General features: G+C 35.9%; 16 protein-coding genes and 1 pseudogene. 8 read left to right on the top strand and 9 right to left on the bottom strand.

From position 1 onward, the window contains the following. Positions 1–58: 58 nt before the first annotated feature. Positions 59–736, bottom strand: coding sequence for a 7-carboxy-7-deazaguanine synthase QueE (gene queE, locus H592_RS0116265; protein ID WP_037072005.1), 678 nt, complete (start codon positions 734–736; stop codon positions 59–61). 174 nt (positions 737–910) lie between these two features. Between queE and queC the strand changes: the two genes are divergently transcribed. The 4 genes from queC (at position 911) to H592_RS0116245 (ending at position 5240) form a co-directional block, all read left to right on the top strand. Further along, the gene (queC, locus tag H592_RS0116260; protein WP_028869695.1) at positions 911–1585 is read left to right on the top strand and encodes a 7-cyano-7-deazaguanine synthase QueC; all 675 of its coding nucleotides are present in this window, start codon (positions 911–913) and stop codon (positions 1583–1585) included. 478 nt (positions 1586–2063) lie between these two features. Beyond that, positions 2064–3176 (top strand): methyl-accepting chemotaxis protein, encoded by a 1113-nt coding sequence (locus tag H592_RS24815; RefSeq protein ID WP_028869694.1) that lies wholly within the window; start codon positions 2064–2066, stop codon positions 3174–3176. Positions 3177–3459: 283 nt separating this feature from the next. Next, entirely contained in the window at positions 3460–4116 is a 657-nt protein-coding gene (locus tag H592_RS0116250; RefSeq protein ID WP_028869693.1) for a cupin domain-containing protein, read from the top strand. 419 nt (positions 4117–4535) lie between these two features. Continuing rightward, positions 4536–5240, top strand: a complete 705-nt coding sequence (locus H592_RS0116245; protein WP_028869692.1) for a DUF3581 domain-containing protein — start codon at positions 4536–4538, stop codon at positions 5238–5240. 80 nt (positions 5241–5320) lie between these two features. Here H592_RS0116245 and H592_RS0116240 read toward each other — a convergent pair whose 3' ends face one another. Further along, positions 5321–6469, bottom strand: coding sequence for an alpha-hydroxy acid oxidase (locus H592_RS0116240; RefSeq protein ID WP_028869691.1), 1149 nt, complete (start codon positions 6467–6469; stop codon positions 5321–5323). A 123-nt stretch (positions 6470–6592) separates the two neighbouring features. Here H592_RS0116240 and H592_RS0116235 point away from each other — a divergent pair, with 123 nt between their 5' ends. Further along, positions 6593–7492 carry a LysR family transcriptional regulator gene (locus H592_RS0116235; RefSeq protein WP_028869690.1) on the top strand — a complete coding sequence of 300 codons (900 nt, stop codon included), beginning with the start codon at positions 6593–6595 and terminating at the stop codon, positions 7490–7492. Positions 7493–8039: 547 nt separating this feature from the next. On the opposite strand, the gene arsB is transcribed toward H592_RS0116235, so the two are convergent. Continuing rightward, a complete protein-coding gene (gene arsB / locus H592_RS0116230) occupies positions 8040–9092 on the bottom strand; it encodes an ACR3 family arsenite efflux transporter (protein ID WP_037072004.1) in 1053 nt (350 codons plus the stop codon). A 96-nt stretch (positions 9093–9188) separates the two neighbouring features. Beyond that, a complete protein-coding gene (locus H592_RS0116225) occupies positions 9189–9530 on the bottom strand; it encodes an ArsR/SmtB family transcription factor (protein ID WP_028869688.1) in 342 nt (113 codons plus the stop codon). Positions 9531–9964: 434 nt separating this feature from the next. On the opposite strand from H592_RS0116225, the gene H592_RS0116220 reads away from it, so the two are divergent. Then, positions 9965–10456: an Hsp20 family protein gene (locus H592_RS0116220; RefSeq protein WP_028869687.1), complete on the top strand. Its 492-nt coding sequence runs from the start codon at positions 9965–9967 to the stop codon at positions 10454–10456. Positions 10457–11088: 632 nt separating this feature from the next. After that, positions 11089–11748 carry a Z-ring associated ZapG family protein gene (locus H592_RS23370; protein ID WP_051369217.1) on the top strand — a complete coding sequence of 220 codons (660 nt, stop codon included), beginning with the start codon at positions 11089–11091 and terminating at the stop codon, positions 11746–11748. A 538-nt stretch (positions 11749–12286) separates the two neighbouring features. On the opposite strand, the gene H592_RS24080 is transcribed toward H592_RS23370, so the two are convergent. The 5 genes from H592_RS24080 to ftsZ form a co-directional block, all read right to left on the bottom strand. Next, entirely contained in the window at positions 12287–12565 is a 279-nt protein-coding gene (locus tag H592_RS24080) for an IS110 family transposase (protein WP_051369216.1), read from the bottom strand. A 100-nt stretch (positions 12566–12665) separates the two neighbouring features. Beyond that, entirely contained in the window at positions 12666–14675 is a 2010-nt protein-coding gene (locus H592_RS0116205) for a DUF262 domain-containing protein (protein WP_028869686.1), read from the bottom strand. After that, positions 14668–16353, bottom strand: a complete 1686-nt coding sequence (locus H592_RS0116200; RefSeq protein WP_028869685.1) for a DUF262 domain-containing protein — start codon at positions 16351–16353, stop codon at positions 14668–14670. Before H592_RS0116200 ends, H592_RS0116205 begins: the two co-directional genes overlap by 8 nt. Before the next feature lie 645 nt (positions 16354–16998). Beyond that, positions 16999–17682 carry a hypothetical protein gene (locus H592_RS0116190; RefSeq protein ID WP_028869684.1) on the bottom strand — a complete coding sequence of 228 codons (684 nt, stop codon included), beginning with the start codon at positions 17680–17682 and terminating at the stop codon, positions 16999–17001. Beyond that, positions 17679–18866: a cell division protein FtsZ gene (ftsZ, locus tag H592_RS0116185; protein ID WP_028869683.1), complete on the bottom strand. Its 1188-nt coding sequence runs from the start codon at positions 18864–18866 to the stop codon at positions 17679–17681. Before ftsZ ends, H592_RS0116190 begins: the two co-directional genes overlap by 4 nt. A 498-nt stretch (positions 18867–19364) precedes the next feature. On the opposite strand from ftsZ, the pseudogene H592_RS24455 reads away from it, so the two are divergent. After that, a pseudogene (locus H592_RS24455) lies at positions 19365–19458 on the top strand (transposase); the annotation flags it as partial.

The raw sequence follows: 19458 nt of genomic DNA, 5'->3' as shown, positions 1-19458 counted from the left end.
TACAATTTAAAACGTATCAATAGCCAAGCAGTAAAGCCATTACAATGACTTAAAAGGCTTAATCAATATCTAAATATTTATGCATTTGTATTGATAAGCGCCAGTTTCGTTCAATGCATGTTTTCATACATAAAGCAGTTGCTTTAGGCTTTTGAGAGATCGGTTGTAAGCAGATAGTTTTATCATTTACAGATTTAAGTTGCTGTAATAAGGAATCTAATTGTTCAATATCCTTTTCCGTTCCGACTGGATGTTTAATTTCATTGGCTCTGACTAATGCTGTTTTTAGCACTTCTTTTTTACCACGCATATTAATTTTAGGAGACAGCGTAACCCATGTTTGATCATCGACTAATACGGGATATGTACCGCTCGTTTCTAATTGTATTTGAAACCCAAACTCATGCAATACTTGAGTTAACTCTCGCAAATCAAACATGCAAGGCTCACCACCGGTGATCACGATCAGGTTAGCGGTGTAACCTAAACGTTTAATTTCATCAACAATCTCTTTTGCTGAAACATCTGCCCAGCGATCAGACTCGGTACTTTTGTCAGTTAATAGAATTAACTCTGATTGTTTTGCCGGGTCAATATCCCAAGTGTGTTTAGTATCACACCAAGCACAACCTATATCACAACCTTGTAAACGAACAAAAATTGCAGGGGCGCCGGTGTAAAAACCTTCCCCTTGGATGGTTTGAAACAGTTCATTTACTTTATAGTTTTGTGTCATTGACGTAAAATACCTTATTTGATCTTGCTCACTCTTTTAGTGGGCTGTTTTTATACTCGTGATATCGCAAGATGTAAAGCCAGCAACATAAATAGCGTATTATGCCGCTATCGTGTTTCAGTTTTAAAAAAGTCGGCACGCTATCAAACAATACCAATAGGAAAAATAAGTGCTATGAGCAAAAAAGTCGTGGTTATATATTCAGGTGGAATGGACTCATACACTGTTTTACACAAAGCCATTGAAGAAGGGTTAACCCCCTTCGCATTGACCTTTGATTATGGTCAGCGTCATGTAAAAGAAGTAGAAGTAGCTCGACAAGTCTGCCAGGAGTTGGGTGTGCAGCACAAGGTGATTGATATTACTTCAATTAATCAAATCATAGGCGGGTCATCATTAACAGATAACACAATAGACGTTGCACAAGGTGATTACGAAGAAAGCAACATGCTCAATACCGTGGTGCCTAATCGCAATATGATTTTATTATCATTAGCGATTGGTTATGCCGTGTCATTAAAGGCTGAGCAAGTTTATTATGGCGCTCATTCCGGAGACCATGATATTTACCCAGATTGTCGCCCTATTTTTCTTGAAAAAATGAATGATGTTGCTGCTGTTGCGAATTATGAAAAGACAGAGATTCATGCGCCTTATTTAAAAACAGATAAAATCGGCATTTTAAAAGATGGCCTAAGAATGGGGCTAGATTACAGCAAAACCTGGACTTGTTATAACGGTAGAGAAAAAGCCTGTGGCGAATGTGGTAGTTGTGTTGAGCGTTTACAAGCATTTGAAAAAAACAACATCATAGACCCAATTGACTATGAACAACCAATGAAGCGCTAACCCGCTTACTAGGCTAAACAGCGATACAAAAATGATGTAATAAGTGATGTAAAAAGTTGTTCCTCATAAGAATGGTTGCACATAAAAAGGCTTGTGAAAAATACTTATTCAAAAATAGACGAGCAACTTTTTACGCAATAGAATCCAGTGTAATACAGCGATATAAATTGTTTAAAGCATGACGATCAAGTGCTTTGATGAAAAGCACTTTATTCAAATGATATTGCATCTTTCTTTACCTTATCTTTACTTATCTTTACTTTGTTGTACACCCTTTGTTTAATGATGCCTTCTCAGCCCCCCTCTCCTTGATCTCCTTTCTATTCAATAATAGACCAGTCTTTTGTTGAGCAATATCAAATCTTTTCCATCAAACCAAAACAATCCTTTATAGGTAGTTGTTGTTTAAGTTAAACCTGCCTAAGATCAAGATTGTATAATAATATAATAAGGTGAAGCGGCGCTTCTAGAGGTATGCATGATATTTAATCTCAACAAAAAAAGAGAAATAGAACAATTAAAAGCAGAAATAGACAGCTTGAAGACACAAAATAGTACTATGCAAGATGCACTCGACCAAGCAACACAGTCTAACCAAGCACTGTCAGCAGAATTATCGAACACAGTGAGTAGCTACCAAAATCAAGAAGAGTTAAATCATCTGTGGTTACAATCATCGGATTTAGTAAACCAAATTAGAGAAAGTTTGGCACACTCGACCTCTGAGTTAATTGACCATCGAGATGGTTTCCACTCTTCGCAAGCACTCTTTGAACAAATCATGTCGATGCTTACCGAAACCATTAACTCTACCTCCCACATAGCCACCGACACGGAAACCTCATCAGTTGCTGTTGGCCAATTAAATACCGTGATCAGCGATATTAATAATTTTGTAAACATCATTAAAGGCATCTCAGATCAAACAAACTTATTAGCTTTAAATGCAGCAATAGAGGCTGCTCGTGCTGGCGAACAAGGCAGAGGCTTTGCAGTGGTGGCCGATGAAGTCAGAACATTGGCACAACGTTCTTCGACCGCTTCTAACGAGATATCTAGCTTGATAGAAAAAGTGAACCAAAATATGACTGACGTTATCTCCGGCATTAATAATGTGGGCGAGAAAAGCAGTGATATTTCAGCAAGCACAGCATCAATCGAAGACACCGCGAATGAAATTGTAAACTTATCGCAACATATGTATTCAGTGATCACACACTCCACAGCCGATTCATTTATTCAAACCGTTAAAATGGATCATGTAGTTTGGAAGTTTGAGGTTTACCAAGTGATACTCGGTATGTCGAGTAAATCCGCACAGGACTTTGCAGACCATACTATGTGTCGATTAGGTAAATGGTATTATGAAGGTGAAGGCAGTCAAAAATACACAAGCCATGATGCATTCAAAAAAATAGAAGGGCCGCATTCAGAAGTCCATCAAAATGGGCTAGCGGCACTATTAGCCTTTGCAGACGGTAATGAAAAAGAAGCTATTAAAAAACTAACCTTGATGGAAAATGCAAGTTTCAAAGTAGTTGATTTACTGACTGCTTTATCCAATGAAATAACCACTGCGACCTATCAATAGATGTATGGCGAAAGAATAAGTTGTGTAACGACTCAGCAGCAGTGAATAAATTATAAATAACGTTTAACCTACAAAAAAGCATTAGCCTCAAAGTAGCCCTGAGACCATGGGGCGCTATTTATTAACGCGTTATAAACTTAAAAAGAGATACAAGATTGTAAAAATGTAACAGCATAGCTCAGTAGTTAAATTGATCCCTCACCGCGATTACTGAGTATAATGGTTGTTAGAAAACTCAACCTCCTCCGCGAACAATAGATATTTTCAAACAAATAGGCATGACATGGCAAATATAAACCTCGACTTTGCAAAAAAAGTTATTATCGATACAGAACAACAACCTTGGATCAATAGTCCAATGGCAGGTGTTCGACGTAAACCCTTAGCACGCGCCGATGATGAAGTTCACATCACTAGCATTGTGGAATATGCAGCGGGCTCATATTTTAGTGAACACGTTCACCCGCAAGGTGAAGAGATTTTTGTATTAGAGGGCGTATTCTCAGATCAAGATGGAGATTATCCCGCCGGCTCTTATCTTCGTAATCCCCCTAATAGTCGACATAAACCCTTTAGTGAACAGGGTTGCCTTATCTTTGTAAAACTTAATCAGTTTGCGAGCACAGACCTTACACCAGTCAATATTAATACAACTCAAGCACAATGGTTACCAGGAATAGGCAATTTGCAGGTAATGCCTTTACATAGCTTTGAAACGCAGCACACCGCTTTGGTCAAATGGCCAGCCGGAGAACATTTTCAACCTCATAAGCACTTTGGCGGAGAAGAAATATTAGTGCTTTCAGGCGAGTTTAAAGATGAATTTGCAAGTTATCCTAGACACACATGGATACGTAGCCCGCACATGAGTCAACATCAACCTTTTGTTGAACAAGATACAATTATCTTAGTTAAAACTGGCCACTTACCTTTTGCTTAGGTTGTTTCTTTGAGTCGCTTATCTAAAGACTTTAGTGAGGAGGTTAAATTAGCTGCTTTAGCTAAGTTATTTGGATAACCTATCTATTGAAGTAATTTAGTTAGGTCACTTAATTAGCTAAATCAGTTAAGTGGCCTACTGAAGTGTTCACCTTGTGAGAATTAGCTTTGTTAAATTTAAAATACACGATCAAGATAAGACAATTCAACGACAATAAAAATAATTTAATGATTAATATTCAACAATATCATATTGTTTTTTATAGACGAACTCCCTTCTTGCAATTTCCTGCATGATATTTATTAACATTTACTATTCCCTAAAAGGCTTTTTTTTTATAAAATGTGATGTTACGCCTGTATTTGGCACTTATTTTCTTTCCTTGATAAACTTTTATCGTTTTATATTAGAGAGCTGAAATGTTATTAAATCCGTATTATACCCAGCAAAACGACACCATTACGATTAGCGCAGAGCAAGCAAGTCATTTTGCTAAAAAAGAATGCCAAGATTTCAATCCTATTCATGACCCTGATTCAAAACGTTTTTGTGTTCCTGGTGATTTATTATTCTCATTGGCTTTAAAAGAGTACGGTGTCAGTGAATCAATGAGTTTTACTTTTACCAATATGGTTGGCGATAGTATTCCTCTTAACTTTCCAGCTGCCGAAGGTGACAATATTGTTGTGACTAATGGACAAGGTAAAAGTGTATTAGAAATAACAAAAAGTGGTGCCACAAGCTACGATCTAGAATTACTTGAATCATTAATTAAAAACTATGTGGTTTTTTCGGGACAAAATTTTCCGACATTATTAATGCCATTGATGGAAAAACACCAAGTGATGTTCAATCCAGCGCGCCCGCTTGTAATGTATAACAGCATGAACTTTGAATTAGATTGTTTAACATTTACTAATCCCCTGCATGTTGAATTAGCAGAAAGTAAGCTTGAAGTTGAATCCAAACGTGCCAATGAGTTCTTACACTTTGATATTTATGACGGTGATAAAGTCATTGGACGAGGTGTTAAAACAGTGGTTGTTGGCGGATTAAAACCCTACGACCATGATTCAATTACCGCGTTCGCTGAAAACTATTTAGCAAACCGTAACGCCTTTTAATTTGCTATAAAACCGTCAAATAAAAACAAGCCAGTTCATAAACTGGCTTTTTTTATAGCTCTCTTTATATAATACTAAGCTTAAGTACGAAAACGTAAATTATCACTGGATAACTGATCAATTGCAGTTTTGCCCATTAGCTTCATATCACGCTCTAGCTCTGCCCGCATTAATCCTAACGCCCTTTCAACTCCAGGTTGCCCTGCGGCAGCAAGCGGATATAAATACATTCTTCCAATACCCACTGCTTTGGCTCCGAGTGACAATGCTTTTAAGACATGTGTTCCCCGCTGTACGCCACTATCAAAAATAACATCTATTTCATCACCCACCTCTGCCACTATCTCTGCGAGCTGATCAAAAGAGCTACGTGAGCCGTCTAATTGGCGTCCACCATGATTAGAGATAACAATACCAGTACAACCAATCTCAACGGCTTTTCGAGCATCTTCTCGGCTCATAATGCCTTTTAAACAAAACTGTCCGTCCCAAAATTTCACCATCTCCGCGACATCGTCCCAGTTCATTGATGGATCCAACATATTCGTAAAGTAATCACCGATCGACGTCGCGCCAGAGCCCATATCAACATGCTGTTCCAGTTGCGGTAAACTAAAAGGTTCATGGGTCACATAATTAATGCCCCACATGGGTTTAAGCACAAACTGCAACATGCCACTTAGATTCAATTTAAATGGAATTGAAAATCCCGTACGTAAATCACGCTCACGATTACCGCCAGTAATTGAATCAACCGTTAGCATCATCACTTGTACTCCCGCCGTTTTTGCACGTTCCATCATTGCTTTATTTAATGCTCGATCTTTATGAAAATAAAATTGATAGACTTGAGGAGTATTCGTTTGTTGCGCAATTTCTTCCATGCTCACCGTCCCCAGGGAGGAGACGCCAAACATAGTGCCATACTTTTCTGCAGCAGCAGCAACGGCTCGCTCACCTTGATGATGAAATAAACGCTGCAATGCCGTTGGAGAACAATAAACAGGCATCGCTAGCTTTTGTCCCATCACAGTGACCGATAAGTCGACATCTTTAACGCCGGCCAATACACTCGGTATCAAATCACAACCTTCAAACGCTGCAGTATTGCGTCGATAGGTCGTTTCATCATCGGCCCCACCGTCGATATAATTAAAAATAGGACTAGGTAAACGTTTTTTCGCCAAGGTACGAAAATCTTGAAAGTTATGGCAATCCTTTAATCTCATTACGATCTTCCTTATCTTTTTAATTTTTTGTGAATAGGATCTTGTGACCCACTATAGTCCTTGATTGATTTCTAATAAATACAACATAAAATAATAAACTCTTTCCTAAAACGGCCTAATAAATTGAATTCAGCAGATTTAACGCTTTTTGCCTATGTTGCAGATACCGGATCATTCAGTAAAGCAGCACAGCAAGCAGACTTATCGACCCCCGCCTTAAGTAAAAGAATTACGAAATTAGAGCGCTCTCTGGGAGTACAGCTTATTCACCGTACTACACGTCGCTTAAGCTTAACCGAAGCAGGAGAAAATCTTTATATTCACGCTAAAAATATAGAAGGCCAAGTCAGTGATGCCATTGCTTCTGTTTCAGCTTTTAGCCAAGGTTTAAACGGGCATATAAAAATATCCGTCCCTACTATCTCAGGAGAATTGTTACTCTCCGAGGCTATTGCTGATTTTTGTCAGAAATACCCTAATATCAGCGTGGATATGCGCCTTGAAAATAACTTCGTTAATCTTGTTGAAGAAGGCTTAGACCTAGCCGTACGAACCGGTAAGTTGGAAGACTCTAGTTTAATCGCGAAACCATTGATCCAATCTAACTGGGTAATATGCTGTTCACCAAGCTACACTGATAAATATGGTGAAGTCACTACCATTGATGCGCTCAAAAAACACAACTGCCTTGCTTATACTTATCAAGCTCAAGGTTCATTTGATTGGCGGTTCACGAAAGAAGGAATAGAAGAAACGGTTCGTATTAGTGGCAGTTTAGCGACCAACAATGCACAAGCATTACGTAAAGCCGCCTTAGCAGGGTTTGGTATTGTTTACGTGCCCCGTTGTTGTGTTTATGAAGATTTACAAAAAGGCACATTGATCAGTATTTTGCCAGACTATAAACCCCGACAACTTGGCGTTTATGCGATCTACCCTTTCACCAAGCACTTACCAGAAAAACTAAGGTTACTTATTGCGCACATTAAACAAGCTTACCAAGATAAAAAAGAATACTTTTAAACGCTAACTCCATATTAGAAAGCCAAGTCGTCATTGATTTTACTGGCTAGCGATCATTAAGCATGTTCAACACATACGCTTAACGCTTGCCTCCTATTTAGCATCGATAAGATTTAGCAAAACCATAAGGTGTATTAGCAAGCTCAGGGTTGTTGATATTGCGTGATAACAAACTGCCTCTTAGCGTTTAAAACTAGATCACTAAAAGATAGTTTATATTTGGATATTGATTAAAGTTTAGTAACTACTCAGCACTCATTAAAACTGAGTGCTTTTTACCAAAATAAAAACGTAAATGCTCAGGGCTAAGCTATTTATGCTTAGTTCAAGGCGAAAAAGCGCAGTTTAGTGGTTTAAATGAGCATTTTTCAACGAAGAAATAGGCTTAAATAGCGACGGCCTGAGTAGTTACAAAGTTTATACCTGTCGAGCAGTTAATTACTAGTTACTTTTTTCATCTAAATTACCGCTCCCTGTCTTTATTATTAAGTAAAAACTAAGGGTGACAACTAATCTGACACAGGCGGAGTTTGGTCATTTTAAATCGTTAGTAATTCTTCTTCATTCGTAATGCCACATTAACTAATGCAATTAACACTGGTACTTCAATTAAAGGACCAATGACACCTGCAAAGGCTTGATCAGAACTGATCCCAAATACAGCAATGGAAACAGCAATCGCTAATTCAAAGTTATTACCCGTTGCGGTATAAGCGATAGAGGCATTTTTATCGTATTCGAGCCCCATCTTTTTACCGATAAAAAAGCTAATAAAAAACATCAAGACAAAATAGATAGTTAACGGAATGGCAATGCGCAATACATCTATCGGTAACTCAATAATCATTTCACCTTTTAAGCTAAACATCAGCACAATGGTACACAGCAAAGCAATTAGAGTAATAGGTGAAATACGAGGAATGTACGTATTGTTGTACCAATCTTCCCCTTTCACTTTTACTAATATTTCTCGGCCAAGGAACCCTGCTAAAAAAGGCACACCGAGATAAATTAATACGCTATGGGCAATATCCAACATCGATATATCAACCATCATACCGGTGTAACCAAACACTGGTGGTAACACGGTAATGAATAACCATGCCATAAAGCTATAAGTCACAATTTGAAATACACTATTTAATGCAACCAATGCGGCACCGTACTCTTTATTTCCACCCCCAATATCGTTCCATACCAAGACCATGGCAATACAACGTGCAATACCGATTAAGATAATACCAACCATGTAACCTGGGTGATCGCCCAAAAATGTTAATGCTAAAACAAACATTAAAATAGGCCCAACTAACCAATTCATTATTAATGATAAAGTAATCGCTCGTTTGTCTTTTGTAACCTTACCTAACAAACGATAATTTACCTTCGCCAATGGCGGGTACATCATTAAAATAAGCCCAATCGCTAATGGAATATTAGTGCTGCCAACGGTCATTCTTTCATTTAATGCGGCTACCTGTGGAAATAAAAAACCGATAGCAACACCAACTGCCATAGCAACAAATATCCATAGTGTTAAAAATCGATCTAAAAAACTCAGTTTTGCAATGGGAGTATCGGTGCTTATATTATTACTCATGGTGATGGCCTTGTTAAAAGTAATTGATCAAATTTCGTTTAAAATTAATCACAACTATCCGCCTTACTTTAGCTGTGACCTACTTTAGCTATTAATTTAGCTATATAGTTCAGCAAATAGAGTTGAAAAAAGCTCGAATTGTTTTTTATTAATGCGGTAACACATTTTGGGTGGCATCGCCTCCGCAATAATAAATTCAGCTTGCTTTAGGATCCGCAAATGCTCTGAAACCGTTGATTGCGCTAGACCAAGTTCAGAGACTAAGTCACTATTTAAGCATCCTCCTGACTTATCAACCGCGACTAAGATACTCAGTATTCGTAACCGTGCAGGATGTGCTAATGCTTTTGCTTGAGCAGCCAGCAGTTGTTCATTAGTTAACTGTTGCTCGCTGACCTGTAAAAATTGTTTATCTATAACCATACATTTTGTATTCATAAACCCTCTATAATAGCTAATCGTCGATTAACGATTAACTATACTAGGATCATTTTAGAAATAAAGAGGTTTGAAGGGTAAAAACAATTTTTTAAAAAATTTCACTTCTACTATTGAAAATAATTTTTAGTGTCCCTAAATATATAAATGTGATGCGATGACACGTTAAAACACCTCATCGCTTATTGTTTTATTTTATTTAACCTCAATTCTGGTTAATGAAAGTGGAATTATATTTAAAATCATAAGACTATATTTTTTGGCTATGCAGTGCCGCTAGTTTTGCGTAGTTCAAGGCGTGGAGTTCAAGGCGAATTATTGAAGCAATAACTGGTTATTGAGAGATAATTTAACGAAGAAATCCGCGGAAATAACCGTGTTGTATCGCTTTGCTTATCCAGAACTGAAGTTATTTACTATAAGGAGAACTTATTATGAATACAATTGATCTAACTCCCCTTTATCGCAACAGTGTTGGCTTTGACCGTTTAGCATCATTGCTTGATAACGCATTAACTTCAGAAACAAAAGCAACTGGTTATCCTCCTTACAACATCGAAATACTCGGTGAAAATAAATACACAATTTCACTCACTGTACCTGGATTTACACAAGAGGAACTGGATATTCAAGTTGAAAAAGGAGTTTTAAGTGTTTCTGGTAATAGACAAAACACTGACAATGATCGTAAATACTTGCACCAAGGCATTCCAAATCAAGCGTTCGAACGTAAATTTAACTTAGCAGATTATGTTGAAGTAACAGGTGCAGATCTCTCCAATGGCTTATTGAATATAAACTTAGTCAAAGAGATCCCAGAAACCATGAAGCCGAAGAAGATTTCCATTAATCAAATAGATAAATCGTTAACATACCATAAAGAAGAAAAGGTAATTAATGATAACAGTAAAGATAAAGTCGCTTAAATGGCATGTGTTTATGTAAACTATAAACGCGTCGAGTGAACGTTAATATATTTAAAAGAGGCAGTGAGCACTGCCTCTTTAGTCTTCACTATTTTTAGCTACAAAGTGAGTGAATGTCCAGATCTACACTTTTCCATATCTACAATATTGTTTTTATAAATGTTATTTTATTGCAATGAAGGCATTGATATTTAGATTCATTTCTATGGCTTAAATATTTTTCTTTCCAAGTTCGGCGAGTTTTCATAAGGGGGAGTTCTTCTTTGCAAAATTCACATATACGCATGACTGTCCTGTATTATTAACAAATAGGCAAACTGTAATTAAATTACATTTTACAGCAAGATATTGATAAATAACAAACTTACTTTTGCTTTTTAAGCTCAATTTAGTTTAAAAATTACCGAACACATGAAATTTGATATGTACCTAACAAATCACACCTACTTTTTAAAACTCCAAGAGTAAAAAATTTTAGCCAAAACTCATTTATTGGTCAAAGTTAATGTATTTTTATCACCTTATATGGAAACTATTTATAGTATAGTTAATCAATAATTACAGAATAACTTTCATCATTAATTAGCCTTGATGCTTATAACCTACAACAATATCAATATAGGAAAATAAATATGAACGAATCAAATGAATTGTTACCTTTATTCTTCACACTTATTGCCGGTGGTCTTATTGGCTTTATTATTTATCATATAACACTTGGAAAAAGCAAAACTTCTGAACAACAAAAAGAGCTTGATAAAAACAAAATAGAATTAGAAAAATACAAAGCACAAGTAAATGCTCACTTTAATGATAGCGCTGAATTAATGGGGCAAGTGGCGAGTAGCTACCAAGCTCTTTACAATCATATGGCAGACCAATCAGAGTCATTATTAGGTGACACTGCAACAACTCATTTTCCGTTATTAAAAACAGTAGATGACACTGATCAAGAAAAAGTTGTCAAGCCAGAAAGTAGTGAATCGGAAGAAGTTGAAATAGCAGAAACAGCTGTGAATGAAGTTAAATCTGAACAAGATGAAGCAACGGTAACTGAAGTTAAATCTGAACAAGATGAAGCTACTGCAAATGAAGTTAAAAAAGAAGAAGTTGAATCTGAAGAAGCTGAAACAACTATAAATGAAGTTAAATCAGAACAAGCTGAAGCAACGGTAACTGAAGTTAAATCTGAACAAGATGAAGCTACTGCAAATGAAGTTAAAAAAGAAGAAGTTGAATCTGAAGAAACTGAAACAACTGTAAATGAAGTTAAAAAAGAAGAAGCAAAATAAAGTTAATAAGAATCTAGGCAAAATATAGTCGTAAGTGTAATTACGACTATATGCCCTGATCCCGTCCTGAAATCTAGATAGTTATATTTTTAGAGCGCATTTAAAATTGCTTAAAGGTTTGGGTGTGCAGCCTTATCTTCAGCAAGCCACACTTGAGATTGGCGAGATTGAGTCATAATAAACTACCTTCGAGCATGTAAAACTGCATCACTAAAAGATAGGTTGATTATGAATATTGATCAAAGTTTATGGATGTCCGTTACTTTCCATACGCTTCCGCCTTAGACAGGTTTTAATAGGTTGGTCTTACCGTTTATGCTACATCATTGTTGTAAAATTGTGTAAAGCTGTTTTTTTGAGTTAACGTGTTTTAATTTTTATGCCGTCACTATTTATTCTGTTATTAATAATTGCTGTAGATATTTAGTTTCATATCTTAAGATGACCCAGGCTGTTCTGACCATTTTATTGGCTAATGCAATACAGGTCGTCCTCTTAATACCTAAGCGCTCTTTTAATTGTATTAACCACGCTTGTTTTAATTTTGTGCGCTCATCAGGTAACCTTGAATAAATGAAAGTGCTCCTTGATATAACGCACACCTTAATTCTTTAACGCCTCCATTTTTAATAATACCTGTCATATTGGTTTTACCACCGGAGCTATGTTGTTTGGGGGTAACACCAACAAAAGCAGCAACCTGTCGAGCGCTTGTAAATTGCTTTCCATCAGCAATAGTTGAATAAAGCATACCAGAGAAGATTTCAGCAACACCTTCTAAATCCATCAAATTTTTACAAGGATTTAACTGTCTCACTAAGGCATTCTTTACTTTCTCTAGCTTAGTAAACTCAATTTTTAAGTGCAGATATTGCTCCCATAATAGGCTAGAATATACTGGTAGATTAGCCTTAAAGTCACTGTTGAAAAGCTTCTAATATATTTACCATTAGTTCCCCATGTTCATTCATTGCCTTATTATTCCAGCTAGAAATATCATCATTAATTCCATTAAATATATGCGCCAACTTTAACGACTGAATTAATCCCTTACTATAACTGACAGAAAATGACGCTTTTTTTTCTATGGGATCTTTGTTGCTATAGGATGAATTTTCACTAACAGAAATCAATGCTAAGTTACCAAAACTATCTCGTAATTCAGAAGAAATCGTTCCTGTACTTTGTGGACTCACATGTTCAATTGAATTTACAGAACGCATCCGGTATACAGCACTTCCATTTAGTATTACAGGTTTATTGCAAAAATTATTTTTTAGAGCATGATCGTTAAACCATAACTCCCATAAGCAATATTCCAGTTTATAAAACCAATAACGATGAACATTTGTACCTAATTCACTTTTATCTGCTTCGAGTAATACACCTTTAAGAGTCTGTTCCTTTAATAAGAAACTCTCATAGTGTTTATCTTGTTTTTTTAAATTTGTTAAGAAAGTTTCAGTATTGTCTTTAGGTGATGAGTTTTCTTTTAAATCCCAAAGGGCTTGAGTTAACCATGTTGCACGTTGCCCTCCATTCACAGGGCTAAAGTACATCATTGACTGTAACATGGTAATCGACTTCCATGTTTGCCCTGAGAATGGAGTACGACTAAGTGATTTATAACCAGAGTCTGCCAAGCGAGAAGTTATTTGCCAGTTTGCATATTCACTGGATTCCTCTATTTGCCCTTTTATTACAAAATTATCGAGTAATAAGCGACACGCTAATAAACAATCGATAAACTGCATTTTTCGGTTGCTACAAGCACTTTTAATTACCTTTTCAAAAGACTCAATTAATTTTTTATCATCTAGTGAAATATTTGTTATGGCTTCGCTTACATCAGTTTCCTTATTTTCACTTGCAATAAAAATTCTTAATACATGTAATAAAAATACAGGGAAAGAAACAGGACTTCTATATTTTATAGGCTTTGAGTTTATATTTTGTTCAACACTTTCGAACGAAAAAGTTGGTTTCAAAATAGCTTCTAAAGTAATACCAACTTCTTTTGTTTCTGTCGTTCCCTCTTTTACTGGCTTTTCTACAGTTTCCAATATCGTTACTATTTCATTATCGAAAGGAGATAACCCATAGTTAAATTTTGTTTGAAAACTCCCCGGAATATACCCATCAATATCAGCACATAAATCCCAAGCTTTCCCGTATGCCTCTAACTGTTCATTTGATAAACCATTTAGCATAAATGCTTTTAATATTTCATGTTTTTCTAACTGAACACCGCGGCTATTCATCGTATCAAAGAAACGCTCCTTATCAGCATTAGGGTGTAATTGAGTAATAACAAAACTCGCTTTAGACCAAAGGTAATCATTAAAGTCCTGTAGTGAGACTTTTGATTTAAATTTTTTATTGTTATTAAAAAATGCGCTAATAGTTTCACGCGCTTTAATCATGGCTGGATTTTTTAACCAACTATGGTCATCAATACCATATTTCTCTGTCGCTAAGCTTTCCACAAAGTGAGTTAACGCCTTAATGTCAGCATTTCTACCTGAGAAATTAAGTCTAGGTTTACTATTAATTGTTAAAAATTTATCCCATTGATGAGTTACTTTTAAAGTTGATATTTTCACTAAAACCGAAGCTATTAACCATAACGTTGTTAAACGCTGTTGCCCGTCAATTAATTCTAAGCTATCAGTAAGATCGACAGGATTCTCAACTGAAGTAACTAATGCACCAATAAAATACTCTTCCGATGGATTGCTATCGCATGTATCAAATAGATCATGTAATAAACGCTCAACATGTTCAGCTTCCCAAGTATATAAGCGTTGATATATTGGAATTAAAAAAGGATATTTTAAAGCGGGTATTACTTTGTCTTCACTGCCTCCAACAATAAGTGCAGGTGTGTATTTATACGTTGTTAGCGCTTCAGCTATCGACCTATTCATCTGTTGACTCCGTTACGCTACTAGCCATCTTTATCAAAAATGTAGATAAACGGTTAGATGATTTTTTATGTGAAAACTCTATATCCTCTTGATGCCAATAAAAACTTTCCAAATACCTTTTACGTACACCTTTTATTTTGTCTTTTTTTTGTTTACTCACCTCTAGTTCTAAAGCACTTTTATTTATTAATCGTTTAATATAATCAACTGTTTCTCTTGAAGTTGGTAACAATAACAACCGAGAGAATATCTTTTCATCGTTTAATTTTTTTTCAATTGAAGAGCGTCGTAATTGAGATAATAGAATCCTAAAACTGAAAATATATTGATCACTTAATTGAACAAACTCATTAAAGCATTTATCTTGACCATAACGGTCGACATAAAATAGAATTAAAGCCTGCCAAGATTGAATCAACCTTGGGTATCCACGTCCTTGCACAGATTCTTGCTTTCTATGTATTTTAAGCAAACATTCTTGTATTGAGACTACTACTTCAGCTTTATCAGAACTTTCTGAAGTTTCACTTTCTTTATCAATATCAGAAGCAAACAACTGTTTATATAATTCCGCGTATTTAGCGATAAACATAAAGAACTGCTCACCACCAATTAAAGGTTGATCTAACTGTAATGGTAATTCTGTGACATCATCTAATGAATAGATAAATCTATTACCGTCGTTTAATGGGAGCTCAGTCTCGAATGTAAATGGAAATACGTCTTTTTTATCTGGATGATAATGGATAAGCCAATTCTGATATAACTGAGAGTTACTTGGCATTGAAAGTTGTACTTTATTTGAAGTTGAACTTGTTTCTGTCTCGGTACTTTTTTGTATTCGTACCCCAAATTCAGATGTAAGCTGTAAATGCTCGCCATGCTGTCCATGTAACCTTTTTCTTGCTCGGCCTATCAATTGTTCGGTGAGGTAATAAGCAACTCGCTGGTTATAACAACTATTTAGTTTAAGGTTTTCATACTCTTCCCAAATACGCGAACAACCAATACCTACAGAGGGATCAGAGACAACACCACGTAAATGCCGGGCTTTTAATAAATCGAAATCGGAGAGTCGTTTACCTGCACTATTTTGGCTATCAAAAAAGGCAAAAGCCTGATCTACAGAATTAATAGTGATTACCACAAATTCACAATGAGTAAACAATAGATCTAGCTGAGATGGTTCGAGTTGCCATTGGTTAGAGCTTAATATTGATTTTATCAATGCAAAATTACTAGCAAGTTGGTGTTGTGCTTCACGATGAGTGAATTTTGCTTGTAGTAAGCTTAATGGTTTTTTCGACAATAATTGGTCAATTCTATTGCTTGAGTTCTGATTTTTTTCCTTTAATGCCATTACTAATAAACACAAGGTTAATGAGCGCTGTTGTCCATCCACTAAATTATAATGTGTTAACGACTCTGTGGTATTAACTTGTTGGTGTAAAATAACCGTGCCTAAAAACAAGGGAAGAAAAGGTTTAACATCGTTATCATTTGATATGGGAAAAATTATTTTTCCGATATCTGCCAACAATTCACTAACTTGTTCTTTACCCCAGCAATACCGACGCTGGTAAGCGGGTAAAGTTAACACTTTGCTCAGCAAGCCTTTAAGGTTAACTTTTTCAACAGACACATCATTAGTTGATGATGTTTCATTAATAGAGGCCATTCTAAAAATTATCCTAGTGGTTGATTAATTCGATAGAAAACGAGTATATTGCGGACCATACTTTTAAACTTTCTTATTCCAAAAGTCTGTTCATCGTCATTATTATTTACTTGATATTTTTCTGCTCAATAAGAAACCAGCATCTTGTTTAACATCATCACTTTGAGAATTAAGCCATTAATAAAACTTATACCACCAAAACCATCATTCCGTTGATTTGATTCTTCAGCTAGCCAATCAATTGGGCTTTTACTTGAACGCTTTATTTAAAGAAATAAAAATCAGATGTCTTTTTCTCAGACTGACTTAATGTAATACTTCTTAATATTAGCCCACAAAGTGGAATATTTAATATTCATAATATCAAATAGTTACCTTAATACCATCAGATATTTATATATTAATCTACATTAGTGGATAGGTTAATTAAAGTAATCCAATTAACCTTATTTTTAAAATTAGCTTTTCCTCATAAATTTCTATTTATAGCGATAGATACATGGGTCGAAACAGTGATATAAAGCAAACTAAATGAATGGAAAGTTGAAAACTTTTATTATAACAATACTGCCTTTGCCCATTTGTGAGCCAAAAGAACAGTTAACAGACCTAATTCACAGTGCAGCTACAGTAGCAATAGAGTGATTATTGTAAGTAATGGCTTTGATGATTAATAAACAACCAAAGTGATAATCTTATTTTAGTGCCTAATGCTTCATCGGGACAAAAACCCGCATAAATATGCTTACTTGGCTCTTGAGTTTTATCATTTATTACTGACGATATTAGCGTTAGACCTTCTGATAATGAAAAGCCTGAATTTAATTTATTGGATACCCTACTAGAAAAATCGTATCCGTATTGCTGCCAACCTGTTGAAGCAACTGCATATACAGCAGATGTTTCACTCAGCTTATAACCGCACTCTTTGATATAAGTGAGCACATCTTCATCCCAAAACTGCTCAAACGGTTTATTGCTATTACTGGTTAGTGAGAGATAACCTAATTGAAATGGATTTTCAGATATTCTTTCGAATAAAAATCCGAGATTTGAATTCAAAAAAAATGTGCCCAATGGGCATGGTTCATACTGCACTCGAATAATATCTAACAATGCTTGAAGAAATTCAGATGGACGGTCATATTGCCCTGCAACTTGAAAACCTGTTTTCCCATCTTCCTCATAAAAACAACGTACATCATCTTCGCTGACAGCGGGCAAGTTACTCTCTTTAGTAAGCTCCATTAAATCATATATACCATCGAGCACTTCATCTAGTTTTTGTTGGAACTTCAGTGGTGATTTTATGTTTTTTTTATTCTTCATTTTGCTCTCTTCTTAATAAAATGAGCGAGATCGGTGTATTTTGGTTGGTGTAAATATGCAGGACGATTTAGCTCACTAATTTGCTCTGACATGTGATGATTAAACTCTTTTTTTAACTCCGTCTTTTTAAGATATTCAGACTTATTAGCCACTAGGTCTACGCTAACTAACACTTCACCTATTGGTTTTTTATCTTCTAACCCTGTCGCAATGACGGTTATATGGACATCTTTTTTAATATTGCTTCGAATGGTGACGCCAATAATTATTTCTGACTCTTCTGCTGTATAGGTTTTCAGAGTCTCTCCCGCCAGATTAAACTCTTCCAAACTAAAATCATCACCAGCCACAATATGAACGAGCATTCTACTAATATTATTTAACGCGACGTTTTCCAGCAGTGGGCAAGATATAGCCTCTTGAACGGCAACAACAACTCGATCCGCACCTGTTGCCTTGCCTACGCCCATCACACAAGTAATTCCCTTACCCGTATTAATCGTTCTTAAATCAGCATAATCGAGGTTTATTAACCCTTCTTCTTCATTGATAATGGCAGAAAACCCTGCAACAGCTTCATGTAAAATACTGTTTGATGCGCTTAATGCATCAAGAAATGAGATGCCTTTAGGCAAGATTTTTTGCAATTTGTCATTAGGTAGGGTTATTAAAGAATCAACATGTTTCCCAATCTGTTTGATACCTTGCTTGGCATAACTCATGCGTTTATTTCCTTCAAAAGAAGAAGGTTTGGTAACCACAGCAATAGTTAATGCGCCACATTCCTTTGCAATCTCAGCAACAACGGGTGAAGCCCCTGTTCCAGTCCCTCCTCCCATACCTACGGCAATAAATACAATATCAGCCCCTATAATTGCTTCTCGTATCTGTTCAATATTCTCTAATGCTGACTGATATCCTATTTCTGGATTAGATCCTGCGCCAAGTCCTTTTGTTAATTCAACTCCAAGTTGGACACGAATATCAGCTCCAGAGGGCGTTAATGCCTGTAAATCTGTATTCATGACGATAAACTCTACTCCACCAAGCCCTGCTGAAATCATATGTTGAATGGCATTACCTCCCCCTCCACCTACCCCAACAACTTTAATAACAGCTGTTTGTTTATTATCTTCAAGTAATTCAAAAACTGCATTACTTTCAATTCTGTTTTCTCCAGACATTAGATCTCCATTATTACGTTTTTATTCTGTGATAGTTACTGAAGGTATTAGTGTCATTGTTTGGTAACAAACAGAACAGTTTGTAAAAGTCCGTAGCACTTGGGTAAATACCTGCAAAAACAACTCTGTTTAAGTCGTAATAGAACCCTGAATTAATGTGAAAACATTTAAAATATCACAAACATGTGTTCATTGAGGAGATTACATCATATTTTAATCAACCTAATTTAACTCTCATCGCGTTCGGCTATACGCTTAAGCATCCAATCATATATATCGTCATCAAACCAACCAACAGCTCTGTCACCTAGGGGATACTTTTAGGTGGAGTAAACGTCGACATCCAATAATTTAAAATTTACAAATAACGTTGCTAATTAATGGCAATAAATTGAATCGCTAACAAAAAAATACTGGTTGATAATAAAAAATTATAATTAATCGCAATTGAAGTAAATAATAGCTTTTTCAGATATGACTGATTTTAACGGCCGCTAATTAACCGTACCAGGTGTTGGACCCGTCATTGCCGCTGCATTAATGGCCGCAGTCGGTGATGCAAACGCCTTTAAAAATGGCAGACAACTTGCTG

Origin of the sequence: Psychromonas arctica DSM 14288 (assembly GCF_000482725.1) — a bacterium.
Taxonomy (GTDB): domain Bacteria; phylum Pseudomonadota; class Gammaproteobacteria; order Enterobacterales; family Psychromonadaceae; genus Psychromonas; species Psychromonas arctica.
The sequence above is the reverse complement of the archived record's forward strand: the minus strand, read 5'-3'. Positions and strand labels throughout refer to the sequence as shown.

Bases quoted from the DNA above. Each gene is read 5' to 3' on its own strand.
- H592_RS24815 (WP_028869694.1), top strand. From the start codon at position 2,064: ATGATATTTAATCTCAACAAAAAAAGAGAAATAGAACAATTAAAAGCA.
- H592_RS0116200 (WP_028869685.1), bottom strand. From the start codon at position 16,353: ATGGCCTCTATTAATGAAACATCATCAACTAATGATGTGTCTGTTGAA.
- queC (WP_028869695.1), top strand. From the start codon at position 911: ATGAGCAAAAAAGTCGTGGTTATATATTCAGGTGGAATGGACTCATAC.
- H592_RS0116190 (WP_028869684.1), bottom strand. From the start codon at position 17,682: ATGAAGAATAAAAAAAACATAAAATCACCACTGAAGTTCCAACAAAAA.
- H592_RS0116220 (WP_028869687.1), top strand. From the start codon at position 9,965: ATGAATACAATTGATCTAACTCCCCTTTATCGCAACAGTGTTGGCTTT.
- ftsZ (WP_028869683.1), bottom strand. From the start codon at position 18,866: ATGTCTGGAGAAAACAGAATTGAAAGTAATGCAGTTTTTGAATTACTT.
- H592_RS0116205 (WP_028869686.1), bottom strand. From the start codon at position 14,675: ATGAATAGGTCGATAGCTGAAGCGCTAACAACGTATAAATACACACCT.
- H592_RS0116225 (WP_028869688.1), bottom strand. From the start codon at position 9,530: ATGAATACAAAATGTATGGTTATAGATAAACAATTTTTACAGGTCAGC.
- H592_RS0116245 (WP_028869692.1), top strand. From the start codon at position 4,536: ATGTTATTAAATCCGTATTATACCCAGCAAAACGACACCATTACGATT.
- queE (WP_037072005.1), bottom strand. From the start codon at position 736: ATGACACAAAACTATAAAGTAAATGAACTGTTTCAAACCATCCAAGGG.
- H592_RS0116240 (WP_028869691.1), bottom strand. From the start codon at position 6,469: ATGAGATTAAAGGATTGCCATAACTTTCAAGATTTTCGTACCTTGGCG.
- arsB (WP_037072004.1), bottom strand. From the start codon at position 9,092: ATGAGTAATAATATAAGCACCGATACTCCCATTGCAAAACTGAGTTTT.
- H592_RS23370 (WP_051369217.1), top strand. From the start codon at position 11,089: ATGAACGAATCAAATGAATTGTTACCTTTATTCTTCACACTTATTGCC.
- H592_RS0116250 (WP_028869693.1), top strand. From the start codon at position 3,460: ATGGCAAATATAAACCTCGACTTTGCAAAAAAAGTTATTATCGATACA.